Consider the following 14,582-nt stretch of genomic DNA (forward strand, 5'->3'; position numbering starts at 1 on the left):
ACACGTGCAGACTTGACGAATCGTCGCAGTTCAGAAGGCATGCCGTGGTCGACGACATCGCCCGCGGTCGAGGCTGCGCGGGTGTTGACGAAATCACACGTATCCTGTCGTGGTGCCGATCTCGAAGAAGCTGGGGCCACTCGCCGCGGCGTGTGTGCTCGCCGGTGTGTTGGTCGCCGGACTCCTCTACCCCGTGGCCACCGGAATCGGAGTCGTCTCCAATCGGGCGGCGTCGGCGGTGGAGAACGTCTCCTCCGAACTGCTCAACGGCACCCTGCCGGAGGTCACGACGATGACCGACGCGGCGGGCAATCCCATCGCGCTCCTCTTCGATCAGTACCGCTATCAGGTCGGCTACAACGACATCTCGCAGAACATGATCGGCGCGATCATCTCGATCGAGGACCGCCGCTTTCTCGAACACGACGGGGTCGACTGGAAGGGCACGATCCGCGCGGCCCTGAAGAACTCGTCATCGGGCGAGGTGCAGCAGGGCGCGTCGACGCTGGACCAGCAGTACATCAAGAACTATCAACTGCTCGTGCTCGCCCGCACCGAGGCCGACCGGCAGGCCGCCACCGAGACCACCCCGGCCCGCAAGCTGCGTGAGGTGCGGATGGCGCTGACGATGGAGCAGTCACTGATCGAGCAGGCCAAACGCAAGGGCCTCTCGGACGCCGCCGCCAAGCAGGAGGCGAAGAAACAGATCGTCACCCGCTACCTGAACGTCGTCCCGTTCGGCAACAACGCCTACGGCATCGAGGCCGCGTCGCAGGTGTATTTCAACTCGCACGCCAAGGACCTGACGGTCGAGCAGGCGGCGCTGCTGGCGGGCATGGTGCAGTCCAGTAGCGCACTGAACCCGTACACGAATCCCGAGGCGGCGTTGGCACGGCGGAACACCGTGCTCGACACGATGATCCAGAACTTTCCGGATCGCCGCGACGAACTCATCGCCGCCAAGGCCAAGCCGCTGGGCGTGGTACCCAACCCGAACATCCCGACCCAGGGGTGCATCGGCGCCGGGAACAACGGTTTCTTCTGTGACTACGCGCTGCAGTTCCTGGCCGAGAACGGCATCTCGCGGGACTCGGTGATGCGCGGCGGCTACATCATCAAGACCACGATGGATCCGCAGGTGCAGCGGTCGGTGCAACGCGCACTGCAGACCCAGGCCAACCCGCAGGCCGACGGCGTCGCCAGCGTGATGAGCGCGATCCGACCGGGCACGACGTCGCACCCGGTGCTGGGCATGTCCTCGAGCCGCAACTACGGCCTGAACCAGAACGCCGACGAGACCGTGCAACCGCAACCGTTCTCCCTCGTCGGCGACGGCGCCGGGTCGGTGTTCAAGGTGTTCACCACCGCGGCGGCCCTGGAGAAGGGCGTCATCGGCACCGGCTCCAACATCCCGGTGCCCGCCTTCCTCGCCGTGCAGGGCATGGGTAACAGTGGTGGTTCGTTCGGGTGTCCGGCCAACAGTTACTGCGTGAAGAACGACGGCCGGTATCCGGCGACGATGTCGGTGTCCCAGGCGCTGGCGCAGTCCCCGAACACCGCGTTCGTCGGGTTGCTGCAGCAGACCGGGGTGAAACCGACCGTCGACATGGCGGTGCGGCTGGGTCTTCGGTCCTACAACACCCCGGGCACGTCGGGCAGTGGCGACAAGTCGATCGCCCAGTACGTCAAGGACGGCAACTTCGGTTCGTTCACCCTCGGGCCGTTCCCGGTCAACGGCCTGGAACTGTCCAATGTCGCCGCGACGCTGGCATCCGGCGGTGTGTGGTGCCCGCCCAATCCGATCGGGTCGATCAACACGATCAAACGCGACGAGAACCTCAACGCGGTCCCGGGACCGGACGGCAACCCGGTGCTCAACGCCGTGCCGTTCAACCCGCCGGCCTGTGATCGCGTCGTCGAGGAGGGGCTGGCCAATTCGCTGGCCGTGGCGATGGGCCAGGACGATCGTGGGGGCGGCACGTCGGCCGCCGCGGCCGGGGCCACCGGATGGAATCTGCCCGTCTCCGCCAAAACCGGTACCACCGAGGCGCATCGCTCCGCGGCATTCCTCGGCTTCACCAACAACATCGCCGGCTCGGTGTACGTCTACAGCGACGGACCCAACCCGGAGGGCATCTGCACCAGCCCGCTGCGGTCCTGCTACGACGGAAATCTGTACGGCGGTTACGAACCGGCGCGCACCTGGTACTCGGCGATGCTGCCGGTGGCCAACAACTTCGGCCCGACGGCTCTGCCGCCGTCGGATCCGCGGTACGTGGCCGGCACCAGCCGTGGCCGCATCCCGAACGTCACCGGACTGACCGCCAGTGACGCGACCTCGCGCCTGCAGGCCGCCGGATTCAAGGTCACCCAGCTCGAGGTCGACTCCGCCCGCCCGCAGGGCACCGTGCTCTTCACCGCGCCGTCGGATTCCGCGCAGCCGGGTACCACCATCACGATGTACGTGAGCAATGGTCGCGCCGAGGGCGGCAGCGGTGAGCCGACGCAGACCACCGTGCAGGTGCCCGGCGTCGGACCGGTGATCATCGACCTGCCCGGCTGAGGCGCGTGTCGGCGTGTCCGGTGAACACGCCGACCGGCGTGTCGGGCTTCGGGTGTGCGCGTATCGTGGGGTGATGCCCATCCTCGATGCGAACCTGGTTCGGCAGCTCGAACGCCACCTCCCGACGTCGATGACGGCCCGCTCGGTGGCAGCCGGCACCGGACTCGCGGCCGCCGGACTCTTCTACTCGACGGTGATCGAACGCAATGCGTTCACGCTGCGGCACACCACCATGTCGGTGCTCGAGCCGGGCGCCACGCCGCTGCGGGTGCTGCACATCAGCGATTTGCACATGATGCCCGATCAGCGGCTCAAGCAGGCGTGGGTGTCCGAACTCGATGCGCTCGAACCGGACCTGGTGATCAACACCGGTGACAATCTTGCTCACCCGCAAGCGGTTCCGGCGGTCATCCAGTCCCTCGGCGGGCTGCTGTCGCGGCCCGGCCTGTTCGTCTTCGGGTCCAACGACTACTTCGGCCCGAAGCCGAAGAACCCATTCAAGTACTTCCGGACCGAACACAAGCGGACCCACGGGGCGCCCCTGCCGTGGCAGGACCTGCGGGCCGCGTTCGTCGAGCGCGGCTGGCTCGACGCCACCCACACCGTGCGCGAACTCGAGGTCGCCGGCGTCCGGGTGGTCGCGGCGGGCGTCGACGATCCGCACATCGAACGAGATCGCTATGACACGATCGCCGGTCGCCCCAATCCGCTCGCGCAGCTGCGGCTCGGGCTGACCCATTCGCCCGAGCCACGGGTGCTCGACCGCTTCGCCGCCGACGGCTACGACCTCGTGCTGGCCGGGCACACCCACGGTGGTCAGCTCTGCCTGCCCTTCGTCGGCGCCCTGGTCACCAACTGCCACCTGGATCGTTCCCGGGTGAAGGGCCCGTCCAATTGGGGCTCGACGATGAAGCTGCACGTCAGCGCCGGCCTGGGCACCTCGCCGTATGCCCCGGCCCGGTTCTGCTGCCGTCCCGAGGCCAGCCTGCTCACCTTGACACCCGTCTCTCATGGGGACGCGACGTTCGACGAAGATCATTCCCTGCCCCAGTTGGCCACCGACGCGCACTGAGACGCCACGCGAACCGATCCGCCGACCCCCGACCCCGACCCCGACCCCGACCCCGACCCCGACGACACTGGGTGTGACCATGATGAGCGGCGACGGCGCACTCGCCGAACAGATCTCGGTTCTCGCATTCGACACGTTCGGCACCGTCGCCGATTGGTTCACCGGTATCCGCACCGCGGTGGCCGAAGAGATCCCCGATGTCGACGCCACCGAGTTCACCCGAGAATGGCGACGTCGGTACGCGCCCATCCTGGCCCGCGTCGAGTCGGGTGAACTGGGCTGGCGGGGCCTCGACGACCTGCAGGCCGACACTCTCGGCGAGGTGGCCCGAGAGTTCGCCGTGGCCCTCGACCCGGCCGCCTCGACACGACTGGTGCACGCCTGGTGGACCATTCCCGGCTGGCCCGATTCCGCACCCGGCCTCGCTCGTCTACGCACCCGATTCACCGTGTGCGCGTTGAGCAATGGCAGTGTGGCGCTGCTGACCGCGATGGCCAAGCACAACGGGTTCGGCTGGGATGTCGTCGGCGGCTCCGATCTCTGGCGGCACTACAAACCCCACCCGGCGACCTACCTCGGAATTGCCGGTCTCCTGGAGGTGCGGCCCGATCAGGTGATGATGGTCGCGACCCATCAATCCGACCTCGATCACGCCCGTTCATGTGGCCTTCGCACCGCATTCATCGAACGTCCCCTCGAATGGGGCGATGCATCGTTGAAAGACGATTCCGGCTCGGTGCACAACGACATCCATGCACACGATATCCGTGATCTGGCAACCCAACTTGGCTGTTGATCGAATGAGTCAGTCATCCTTTTCGGGCGATGCCCATCCCGGTGACCCGCCACGAGAATTCTCTTCGGAAACACGTTTACCGAAAGGGCATTGTCATGTCGGCACCCAGACCTGTTCAGGACCAGCATCCGGTTCGCCAGGGATTCGCGGGCGGAGCCACCATCGGCGCCGCAACTCTGCTGCTCGTCGCCGGTGTCCTCGGCTTTCTGTCGGGACTCTCGGCCATCGTCAACGACAAGCTGTACGTCGCCGGACCCGAGTACATCTACCAGTTCGATCTCACCACATGGGGCTGGGTTCACCTCATCGTCGGCATCATCGCGATCGCGATCGCCTTCGGGATGTTCGTCGGTGCCACCTGGGCCCGCGTGAGCGCCGTGATCATCGCCGCGATCTCGATCGTCGCCAACTTCCTGTGGCTGCCCTACAACCCGTGGTGGTCGGTGCTGGTCATCGCCCTCGACCTGTTCGTCATCTGGGCCGTGTGCACCTGGCAGACCGACTGAGCTCCAGCGACATCTGATCTTCCTCGCTCCAGCGACATCTGATCTTCGTCAACGCCCGGCCGAGCACACACTCCGGCCGGGCGATGACGTGCGGGCGGGTGTATCGCATCTTCCGCGACGCCGCATCATCCACCTGAATGGCAGCCGGATGGGCGAGCCCCGGTCACCTGCCCCATATCTGACACCATGAGCGGCGTGCGTTCTCCGGCTGGCGGGGACACGAGATCATCACGGAGAATGACATGACATCGGTGTTGACGGACGTCGCCGTGAACGATGTGGTGGCGCGGTGTGAGCAACTGTTGGCACGCGCTGTCGAGAATCCGACCGTGCGCGGCTGGAATTCCGCCGTCGAAGCGGCAGGCGCCAACGACGCCGACGCCGCTGCCCGGGCCCTCGCCGACATGCCCGAGCAGCCGCGCTTCGTGGCGACACTCGTTCTTGGACTGGCATTCCCGGCGGTACTGGGGACCACTGCAGTGGCCTTGGATGAGTCACTTCCGCGGAGCCCGGAGCGATTCGACTGGTCGGACTGCTGTGAACTGCTGACGGTGGTGCGGTGGGCCGAACGTGCATCCGAGCTCGATGCCACCGTCCTTGCCCGCATCTGCGGCCGGGCGTACTGGCGCTCCGCCGGAATCCCCCTGCTGGCGGCGGTCCGCGTCCGGCTGGCATCCGACGATGTGACATCGGCACGACGTCTGTACGACGCCATTCCCGAGTACGCGGTGCAGGAGAAAGCTGCCGCATGCGCGCTGCTCGTAGTGCGCGGCATCACCACCCCCGACGACGCGATCACCGACGCCATCGGCAACGAGATCATCCAAGTGGGTTACGAAGAGGCACAGGCATTGTCGTGTGCCCTGACCGAATATGCCCGCGCGGGAATCGAACCCGATGCCGCAGCGGTGGTGAGCACCGTCGAGGCCATGACGAGGTGGGGTGCGGATCGAGTGGAGAAGGACGGCCGGTCCGCGGGTCTCGCCATCGGCGCTCAGGCATGTGTACGGGCCGGGTGGCTCGATCACGCGCGCACTCTGGCCGACGTCCTGTGGGATGCGCGCAACCGCGATCCGGTCCTGGCGGCGATCGCATCCGGCGTCGGGGCACCGGAGCTGGTGCGGATCCTGCATCATGAACCCGACCTCGACGAGATCCGCGCGGAGACCGACCTCGACCGGCGTCTGGAGGATGCCAGTGCGCGAGCACTCGGGCGCTTCGACACCGGTGACGCCGATGCCGCGATCGCCGCGCTTACGACCGCGTTGAACGTGACGGCAGCGGCCGCAGAGGCGGTCGATGGTTCCGATCTCGTCACGTGGGCTCGCATGCTGGCCACCGGCGGCGATCAGGACAGTGCCACACGAATCATGACGGATCTGATGCCCGACAAGAGACTGCCGCGAGTCGGATATCAGTGTGCCGTGGACGTACTCGACGCCGATCATGGCCGGGCGTTCCTGGATGCCGCGCTGTCGCGTCAGCGGGAACTGGACATGCTGGGCACCGCCACTGCGCGGACCTCCACCGCGTCGTATCTGGCCCGCGTCGTGGTTCGTGCCGACGATCCGGACCTGGAGCTCAGGTTCCTGCGCGCGGTGGTCGCCGTCGCACCGCGCGAGAAGGTGGGCCTGCCGCGTCCGTCGAATTTCGTGGAAAACGCTCGCGCCGAACGGATCATCGCAACCCTTCGCATCCTCGACGCCGCCCGCCGCGGGGAGGACGACGCCGCATCGCTTCGGCGGCTCGAGGAGTGGACTCGCATACTTCCGGAGCCGGAACAGCCGTGGATCGCTGCGGCGGCCGTCGCCTACACCGCTCAGCGACGTGAAGTGTTCGCGCCGGACAACGCCGTGCCGCGACCGGAATGCCTCCCCGGGGTCGCGGCCGAGTTGGCCCGTCGGGGACGCCTCGAGGACGCCCTGGAACTCGTGTCGCGGATCGCACTGCACGATTCCTTCCCGGAAGTGCTGCAGCAGCGCACCTTGGTCGCGGTCGCCGAGGCGACGTCCGGCGAGAGCACATCCGTCATCGACGCGTATCGCACGTGCCAGGAGACGTGGGACCGTGAGGACGACGAGATCACCGACATCGGCCGTCGCCAGTTCTACCTCGGCACCATCATGCTTGCGTGTGGTGACATCGATGGCGCGATCGACACGGCCGCCCAGATACCCGACGTGCGCCAATCACACTGCGGGGCCGGTGATCTGGTGGCGGCGATCGGTGCACACCTGGATACCCATCCCCACCTCTGGACCCCCGAACGAGCCCAGCGGCTCGCCGACACCCTCGGCGGAGAGGGCATTGGGATCGGCGACCTCATGCATCCGTTGATGGCCATCGGCCCGTCCGTCATGGAACACCATCCGCAGCCGTTCAGCCTGCTGGTGGGGGCCCGCCGAAAGTTCAGCATGCACAGCGGCCGGGGTGACTCAGAGATCGTCAGGGCTCTCGAGGGGCTCGGACTGATCCGGGCCGGACAGTATGACACCGGCATCAGATGTGTCACCACTGCCATCGCGGCGGCTGCGGATTCGGTGTCCTCGATGCACTACAGCTATCCGCAGGCATACGCGCAGTGCGCCTTTGGGCTGCCCCGGGACGCCGACGACCGCGACGAGAGCATCCGCCGGGTCTGTCGCCTCGCCGAAGGCCACAATCCCGAGCGCACCGTGCGTCGCGTCGGATCGATCCTGAACGCCACCCCACACGAGGACCTCCCCCTGGTCGCCACCACCCTGGCGGACCTGCAGGTCCCGCACGAGACGATGACCTTGGTACACAACCGAATCGGCGTCGCACTGATCCGACATGCCGACGACCCCACGCTCTTCCCGCTCGAGTCGGCTCCGGACCGGGATACCGCACTGGTCCGGGTCCGGCAGGTGGCACAGTTCCTGGCCCGCCGGGGACGCCTGATCGAGGCGAATGCTCTGGCAGCACAGTGCGGACTGGATGTATGACGGTGGACGATCGCGCCGGACTGGAATAGGCCGGAGTAGGGTGGCGGCCCGCGACACGCGCGTGCTCGCCGCGACTCACATGCCGTCGGCCACCGCGCCTTTGGTATCAACCGGGCATCTCGCCCTCAACCCCGGTAGTGCCGTGGAAACGAGGAGGCCCTGACCCGGATTTCTCCAGGCCAGGGCCTCTACTGCTTCTCAACCAAAGCGTCGGGGTGGCGGGATTCGAACCCACGACCTCTTCGTCCCGAACGAAGCGCGCTACCAAGCTGCGCCACACCCCGTGTGCAACCTGCGATAGCTTACCCCCGGAGTCCGCCAGGAGTTAAATCGGCTGGTCAGTGTGCCAATTCACGACTCATTGTGAGTCGAATCCGTGCAGCACATCCCCTTCGATCTCAGGTTCGCGTAAGGATGGGATCACGCATTTCACATCTAGGAAAGGACCCGCGCGTCATGAGCAGTTCCGCCGAGGATCGCCAGATCAACTCGTCCACCAAGACCGGCTTCGCACTCGGGATCTCGATCGTCGCCGCGGCGTTGCTGTTCGTCGCCGGCATCGTCGCGATCTTCCAGGGCATCGCCGCCCTCCACAACGACGAGATCCTGGTGGTCGGCGCCGACTACACCTTCGAGCTCGACCTGACGTCGTGGGGCTGGATCCACATCATCGTGGGCGTCATCGCCGTCGTCATCGCCGGCGGACTCGCCGTGGGCACGGCGTGGGGCCGAGTAGCGGCGATCATCATCGCGTCGCTGTCGATCATCGTCCAATTCCTGTGGCTGCCCTACTACCCCGCCTGGGCCATCCTCATCATCGTCCTCGACGTCATCGTGATCTGGGCGGTGGCCACCTGGAGTCCGGCCAACGCCTGACCGGCGCTCAGGTGTCGACGGGCTGGGCTGCCTCGTGGCGGCCCAGCCCACCGTCGTCGCCGGCGGGCACCGCTCACCCATCCGGATCACCCCTTCGCGGCGAATGGCTGGCGTTCACCGAACGAAAGGGAGTTCCGCCATGCCGCTCGCGCGCCGCACCATCCGTCTCTTGCTCGTGCCCCTGGCCGTCATCGGCGCGGCGGTGGCGATGATTGTCGCCCCCGCCACCGCCGACGCCGCGCCACTGAAGCCCGTTCCGAAGCTCGACGTCCAGCGCTATCTGGGCACGTGGTGGCAGCAGGCCACGATCCCGTCGTTCTTCGGTATCCGCTGCGCCAAGGACACCAACGCCACCTACGGCATCATCGACGCGACCACGATCAGCGTCGACAACAAGTGCACGTCGTTCACCGGGCGACCCGATGGCATCAAGGGCAAGGCGACCGTGGTCGATCCGGTGAGCAACGCCCAACTCATCGTCACCTTCCCGGGTGTCCCCAACACCATCGATCCCGGCAAGACCCCCAACTACATCGTCTCGTGGGTGGCCGACGGCGCGACACCGGACGCCCCCTACGAGTATGCGGTCGTCGGCGATCCGTCACGCCTGTCGGGATTCGTGTTGTCCCGCAAGAAGGTCCTGACCACCGCGGAACTGCGGATGCTCAAGGATGCGACAGAGAAGGTCGGCTTCAATTCGTGTACCTTCCTCATCTCGCCGACCACCGGTGGGCGCAGCGACTATTCGCCACTCTGCACGGTCTGAGCACGGTCTGACGACCGGCGATCGGTTCGGTGCGGTTGCGCCGGTGCCGACCTGATCGGTCGTAGCCTGATCAGGTGAGCACCCGCCGTCCGCCCGAAGCGCTGTTGACCGATGCCTACCGCATCGCCGACGAGATCCTCTATCCCGCCGCCGGTGAGGTGGACCGCACCGGGATCATCCCCGAATCCCATTGGTCTCACCTCGCCGGCGCCGGACTGTTCGGGATCGCCGACGCCGACGCACGTCTCGATCTCACCGCAGTCCTGGAGATCCAGGAGGTCCTCACCAGCGGTTGCCTGTCCACCGCCTTCACCTGGCTGCAGCACCACGGCGTTGTCATCGCCCTGTCCTCGACATCGAATGCGGCCCTGCGTTCGGAGTTGTTGGCCGATACGGTGAGTGGACGGCTACGCGCCGGAGTCGCCTATGCCGGCGTGGTACCCACCCCGCCGCGGATGACGGCCAACCGCACCACCGACGGCTGGATCATCGACGGCTACGCCCCGTTCGTCAGTGGCTGGGGCATCATCGACCTCCTGCAGATCTCCGCGCGCGACGTCGAGACCGACGACGTGATCGCCGCAATCCTGCCCGCGCGTCGCACGATCCCCGAGATCGCCGCGAGTCCCATGCACCTGTCGGCCGGAAACGCCACCAGCACAGTGTTTCTGCGCGTCGAGGGCCTACGGGTGAGCGACGCACAGATCGTCAGTCGCGTCAGCCTCGACGACTTCTTCGCGAGCCAGAACATCGGCCTGCGCATCAACGGCACGCTCCCCTTCGGCCTCGTTCGGCGCGCCACGGCACTGTTGGAGCGACTCGACGACGTGCACGCCGCCCGAGCACTACGCGAACGAGCCGGTGTGATCCGCGCCCGCCTCGACGAATCCCTTTCCGACACAACGGCACTCCTCGACGCTCGTGCCGACGCCGCCCGACTCGCCGTCGAGGCCACCTCCGCGCTCGTCGCCGCCGACGGCGGCCGCGCCCTGGTGACCGGTTCCACCCCGGAACGCCTGGCCCGCGAGGCGATGTTCACCCTGGTTGCCGCGAGCCGGCCCCAAGTGAAAGACCTTCTCGTCCAACGGTTCAGCGGAGCCGATGACCCGAGTTAGGACGCAGTCCCGTTGACAGTGCTCCCTATTCCATTGACAGCGCCCAGACGTCGGCCCGTTCCGCGTTACTGACCCGTCGATTCGGTTCGGGCACCGAAGTCCCGCAGGAACAACGCCTCGGCCACGGCGAGATTCTCGATCTCGGACGGGTCGACGCTCTCGTTGGGTGCGTGGATCAGGCAGCTCGGCTCCTCGACGCCGAAGAGCATGATCTCGGCGTCGGGGAAGGTCTCCTGCAGCACCGTGCACAGCGGGATCGACCCGCCCTGGCCCTGCTGCACCACCTCGTGGTCGTAGGCGCTGCGCAGCGCGGCCGATATCGCCTCGAAGGCGGGCCCTTCGGTGGAACCGGAGAACGGCTTTCCGATGGCCTCGCGTTCGAACTCCACCCGGGCGTTCCACGGCGTCACCGCTCGTAGGTGTTCGATCAGCGCATCCTGCGCCGCGGCCGGGTCCATGCCCGGGGGTACCCGGAGATTGATCCGCGCCCGAGCCTTCGGCGTCACCGATGCCGACGATCCGACCACCGGCGAGCAGTCGATGCCGAGGACGGTGGCTGCCGGTCGCGCCCAGACCATTTCGGCGATGCTGCCCGAACCGACGACGTCCACCCCGTCGAGAACCGTTGCGTCCTTGCGGAACTGCTCCTCGGAGTAGTCGATACCGGACCACTCCTGACTCGCATCGACGCCGCGCACCGTGGTGTTGCCGTCGGCGTCGCGCAGGGTGGCGAGCATCGCGATCAGGGCCGCCAGGGCGTCCGGAGCGGCACCGCCGAACATGCCGGAATGCATGGCCGACGACAGGGTTTCGACGCTGACGACGACATTGGCGATCCCGCGCAGACTGGTGGTCAGGGTGGGGCGACCGACGCCGATGTTGCCGGAGTCGAGAATGAGGATGGCGTCGGCGCTCAGCAGTTCCGGATGTTTGGGCACGAAGTCCTCGATGCCGCCGGAACCCTGTTCTTCCGAGCCCTCCCCGATGATCTTGACGGTGACGCCCAGATCTTTGCCCAGGGCCCGCAACGCCGTGAGGTGGACGGCGATGTTGCCCTTGCAGTCGGCGGCACCACGCCCGTACCAGCGTCCGTCGCGTTCGGTGAGAGTCCACGCCGGCGTCGTCCAGGCCTGTGAGTCGAGAGGCGGCTGCACGTCGTGGTGGAAGTACAGCAGCACCGTCGGCGCTCCCGGCGGGCCGGGAATGTGTCCGGTCACCGCACGAGACCCGTCGGATGTGACACGTGCGGCCACGTCGGACACCCCGGCCTCGGTGAACGCCTCGATCAGCCAGTCGACCATGCGGGCGCATTCCGGCGGTTCCGGCTGGGACGGATCGAAGACCGACTCGAAGGCCACCATCTCGGTCAGATCCTCACGAGCCCGGGGCATCAGCGCGCTCACCCGTTCGCGAATCTCGTCCACACTCACGTCAGTTCTCCTCCGATGCAGTAGGTGAGCCGGTCGGCTGCGGTAACCGAAGCCTCACACCATTGTCGCAGCAACCACGCGACTCGACCTTGCATGCCCGAATCCCGGATGCACGCAATGCATTCCGTGTGTGTGGGAGCAGCGCACGCAACTTCCGACGAAAGAGGTCAGCGTCCGTCGTCGGTGGTCGTGTCGGCGGGGGTCGGGTCGGCGGGGGTCGGGTCGGCGGTCACCGAATCCTCGCCGGTCGACGCATCACCGGCGGCGGCCGCATAACTCTCGGTGAACGAGACGCGTGGCGTCGTCGCGGCGTGGAATGCGGCGAGGCCGGCGAAGAACAGCGCGGCCAGCCCGAAGACGCCCGCGAGCGCGAGTGACGCCGCGTGCAGGACCGTCAGGTAGAGGCCGTCTCCGCGGGTCATGAGCCCGCCGGCAGCGGCCAGTACCGCGCCGAGCAGCGCCCACACGGCGCTGCGCACCCGCGGCGACACCGTCGAGACGAAGAAGAGTCGCTGGTAGAGGGCGGTCTCGTACTCGTCCACCGCGGCCAGGCGCACCGGGTCGTCGGCCCCGAGTTCGCGCAGTTCGCGCGCCAGCGACGCCCCGCGCCGCAGCTGCTCCGGCTCCCGCTCGCGAGAGCGGACGAAGGCGACGGCCGCAACGACCGCGGCCACGAGGAAAATCCCGACCATGACACCCCAGTACTCCACACCGCGAGGCTACCGTCGCCTCCGACGGGCGGGTGCGCCAGGTCACAGCGCGCCGGGCGGCGGCCCCTCTCGGTCAGGAGAGGTCCAGGTATCCGCCGTGGGCACCGCAGTGCAGGCACCGGAACAACGCGACCGCGGCGTCGCCGTCGGCACGCAGGATCGGCAGCAGCTGTCCCCACTGGTCCACCGCCACCTCGGCGGTGGTGCGTATCTGCTCGATGGCCTCATCGCCGAGGGCGGTCATCTCGTCGGTTCCGGCCATGCCGACGAATGCGGCGCCGTCGTCGCAGTGCGTCCACCATCGTCTGTCCTGCCAAGTCGGGAACCCAGGTGTGCGGTGGGCGATCACGTCGATCACGTCGCGGGGGACATCCCACCGTGGGAGGCCCCATCCGATGTCGGCGGTGAACTCACCGTCGAACCTCGCCGCCGCCGACCCGTCGGCGATGCACCACGGGCACAGGTCGTCAATCTCCTGCTCGGAGTAGAAACTGCCGTGGTAGATCCAGCCGCGAGAGCGTTCGCAACACTGACAGACGTCGTCGGCGGGTGCGACGGCACCGGCGGCCACCGGATCGGGAAAGTACCGAAATGTGGGCAGTTCGGAAGCGGGCATCGCGCCAGGATAGCCACCGGAGACGACGAGCCCCAACGCCAACGAGCCCCGCCGAAGGGGCGGGGCTCGTCACGGGGTGGGAAAGCGAGGACCAGGCTGTCGCCCTCGCGTCCCCCGGTGATGCGGTGCTCAGGGGCGTAACGCTCAGGCCACCTGGGCCTGCCACATCCAGTGCAGCTGCTCGAGCTTCGAGGCGAATCCGATCAGCAGATCCTGAGTGACTGGGTCGGTCGACTCGGTGGCGTCGATCCGCGCCCGAAGACCGGCGATGACGGCCTTGAGGTTGTCGACCACGGCCGCGACGACGTCGGCGTCCTTGGTCCAGCCCTCACCGAATCCGGTGGTGCGGGCGGTCTTGGCGACCGTCTCGGCCCGCCCGTCGGGGCTGACACCGATGGCGGTGGCGCGCTCGGCCGCGGCGTCGGTGAACTCGCGGGCGACGGCCACCAGCTCATCGAGTTCGAGGTGGACCGAACGGAACTGTGCGCCGACGACATTCCAGTGGGCCTGCTTGGCGATCAGCGACAAATCGATCAGATCGACGACGGTCTCCTGCAGCGCGGTTCCGGTGACCGACTTCTGCTCCTCGGAGAGGGTGCTGGTGATCGGGGTGTTCAGAGTAGTCGTCATCGTGTGACGTCCTTTCTGTTGTGCGGCGGCACCGTGTGCTTGTGGCGGGTGCCGCATGGATAAGTCTCGTGTCGCGCAGACGGTGACGCCGGTCAGACCCGAACGGTCAGCGTGTGCTCGATGTTTCCCTTGGTGGCCTTCGAGTACGGGCAGAAGGCGTGTGCGGTCTCGGCGAGTTCCTTGGCCTTTGCCTCGTCGAGGCCCGGGAGGTAGGTCTCGATGGACACCCCGAGGCCGAAACCACCGTCGGCGGAGTCCTTCCCGATGGCCACCGTCACGGTGACCGTGGAGTCGTCCGGCGCGGGCGTGCCCGACTGCTTGGAGGTCAGACGCAGCGCCCCGAGGAAGCAGGCCGCATAACCCGCGGAGAACAATTCCTCCGGGTTGCTTCCCTCGCCACTGCCACCGAGTTCCTTGGGCGGCTGCAGGTCGAGGTCGATGCGTCCGCTCTCGGACACGACCTCGCCGTCGCGGCCGCCGCCGCTGGCCTTGGACGAGATGGTGTATGCGGTCTCGATTGCCATAGTGCTCTCCTC

13 protein-coding genes and 1 tRNA gene are annotated in these 14,582 nt (G+C 67.2%); 8 read left to right on the forward strand and 6 right to left on the reverse strand.

Annotation, left to right across the window (positions count from 1 at the left end; all coding sequences use genetic code 11):
* Positions 1-112 precede the first annotated feature (112 nt).
* The 5 genes from ACWETB_RS16520 to ACWETB_RS16540 all read left to right on the forward strand — a co-directional run bounded on the left by ACWETB_RS16520 (position 113) and on the right by ACWETB_RS16540 (position 7,903).
* Positions 113-2,563: a penicillin-binding protein gene (locus tag ACWETB_RS16520; RefSeq protein ID WP_449742341.1), complete on the forward strand. Its 2,451-nt coding sequence runs from the start codon at positions 113-115 to the stop codon at positions 2,561-2,563.
* A gap of 130 nt (positions 2,564-2,693) precedes the next feature.
* Positions 2,694-3,635 carry a metallophosphoesterase gene (locus tag ACWETB_RS16525; RefSeq protein ID WP_449742452.1) on the forward strand — a complete coding sequence of 314 codons (942 nt, stop codon included), beginning with the start codon at positions 2,694-2,696 and terminating at the stop codon, positions 3,633-3,635.
* Positions 3,636-3,717: 82 nt separating this feature from the next.
* Positions 3,718-4,431, forward strand: coding sequence for a haloacid dehalogenase type II (locus ACWETB_RS16530; RefSeq protein ID WP_449742453.1), 714 nt, complete (start codon positions 3,718-3,720; stop codon positions 4,429-4,431).
* A 95-nt stretch (positions 4,432-4,526) separates the two neighbouring features.
* Positions 4,527-4,937 carry a DUF7144 family membrane protein gene (locus tag ACWETB_RS16535; protein ID WP_452212309.1) on the forward strand — a complete coding sequence of 137 codons (411 nt, stop codon included), beginning with the start codon at positions 4,527-4,529 and terminating at the stop codon, positions 4,935-4,937.
* 242 nt (positions 4,938-5,179) lie between these two features.
* Positions 5,180-7,903, forward strand: coding sequence for a hypothetical protein (locus ACWETB_RS16540; RefSeq protein WP_452212311.1), 2,724 nt, complete (start codon positions 5,180-5,182; stop codon positions 7,901-7,903).
* A gap of 210 nt (positions 7,904-8,113) precedes the next feature.
* Here the strand turns inward: ACWETB_RS16540 and ACWETB_RS16545 are convergent.
* A tRNA-Pro gene (locus ACWETB_RS16545) sits at positions 8,114-8,187 on the reverse strand.
* Positions 8,188-8,359: 172 nt separating this feature from the next.
* On the opposite strand from ACWETB_RS16545, the gene ACWETB_RS16550 reads away from it, so the two are divergent.
* From ACWETB_RS16550 to ACWETB_RS16560, 3 genes are all read left to right on the forward strand, one after another.
* The gene (locus tag ACWETB_RS16550; protein WP_452212313.1) at positions 8,360-8,779 is read left to right on the forward strand and encodes a DUF7144 family membrane protein; all 420 of its coding nucleotides are present in this window, start codon (positions 8,360-8,362) and stop codon (positions 8,777-8,779) included.
* Between the two features lie 139 nt (positions 8,780-8,918).
* Positions 8,919-9,545, forward strand: coding sequence for a lipocalin family protein (locus ACWETB_RS16555; RefSeq protein WP_452212315.1), 627 nt, complete (start codon positions 8,919-8,921; stop codon positions 9,543-9,545).
* A 74-nt stretch (positions 9,546-9,619) separates the two neighbouring features.
* Positions 9,620-10,660 (forward strand): acyl-CoA dehydrogenase family protein, encoded by a 1,041-nt coding sequence (locus ACWETB_RS16560; protein ID WP_452212317.1) that lies wholly within the window; start codon positions 9,620-9,622, stop codon positions 10,658-10,660.
* A gap of 65 nt (positions 10,661-10,725) precedes the next feature.
* Here the strand turns inward: ACWETB_RS16560 and ACWETB_RS16565 are convergent, their stop codons facing one another.
* The 5 genes from ACWETB_RS16565 to ACWETB_RS16585 form a co-directional block, all read right to left on the reverse strand.
* Positions 10,726-12,090 carry a M20/M25/M40 family metallo-hydrolase gene (locus ACWETB_RS16565; protein WP_452212319.1) on the reverse strand — a complete coding sequence of 455 codons (1,365 nt, stop codon included), beginning with the start codon at positions 12,088-12,090 and terminating at the stop codon, positions 10,726-10,728.
* A gap of 167 nt (positions 12,091-12,257) precedes the next feature.
* Positions 12,258-12,800, reverse strand: a complete 543-nt coding sequence (locus ACWETB_RS16570) for a histidine kinase (protein WP_452212321.1) — start codon at positions 12,798-12,800, stop codon at positions 12,258-12,260.
* Positions 12,801-12,873: 73 nt separating this feature from the next.
* Complete coding sequence (locus ACWETB_RS16575; protein ID WP_449742349.1) at positions 12,874-13,416, reverse strand: CbrC family protein; 543 nt, start codon at positions 13,414-13,416, stop codon at positions 12,874-12,876.
* 144 nt (positions 13,417-13,560) lie between these two features.
* On the reverse strand, positions 13,561-14,046 hold the full coding sequence (locus tag ACWETB_RS16580; protein WP_452212324.1) for a Dps family protein: 486 nt from the start codon (positions 14,044-14,046) through the stop codon (positions 13,561-13,563).
* Between the two features lie 92 nt (positions 14,047-14,138).
* The gene (locus tag ACWETB_RS16585) at positions 14,139-14,570 is read right to left on the reverse strand and encodes an organic hydroperoxide resistance protein (RefSeq protein WP_452212326.1); all 432 of its coding nucleotides are present in this window, start codon (positions 14,568-14,570) and stop codon (positions 14,139-14,141) included.
* Positions 14,571-14,582 lie beyond the last annotated feature (12 nt).

This window comes from Gordonia sp. NPDC003950, assembly GCF_053605205.1.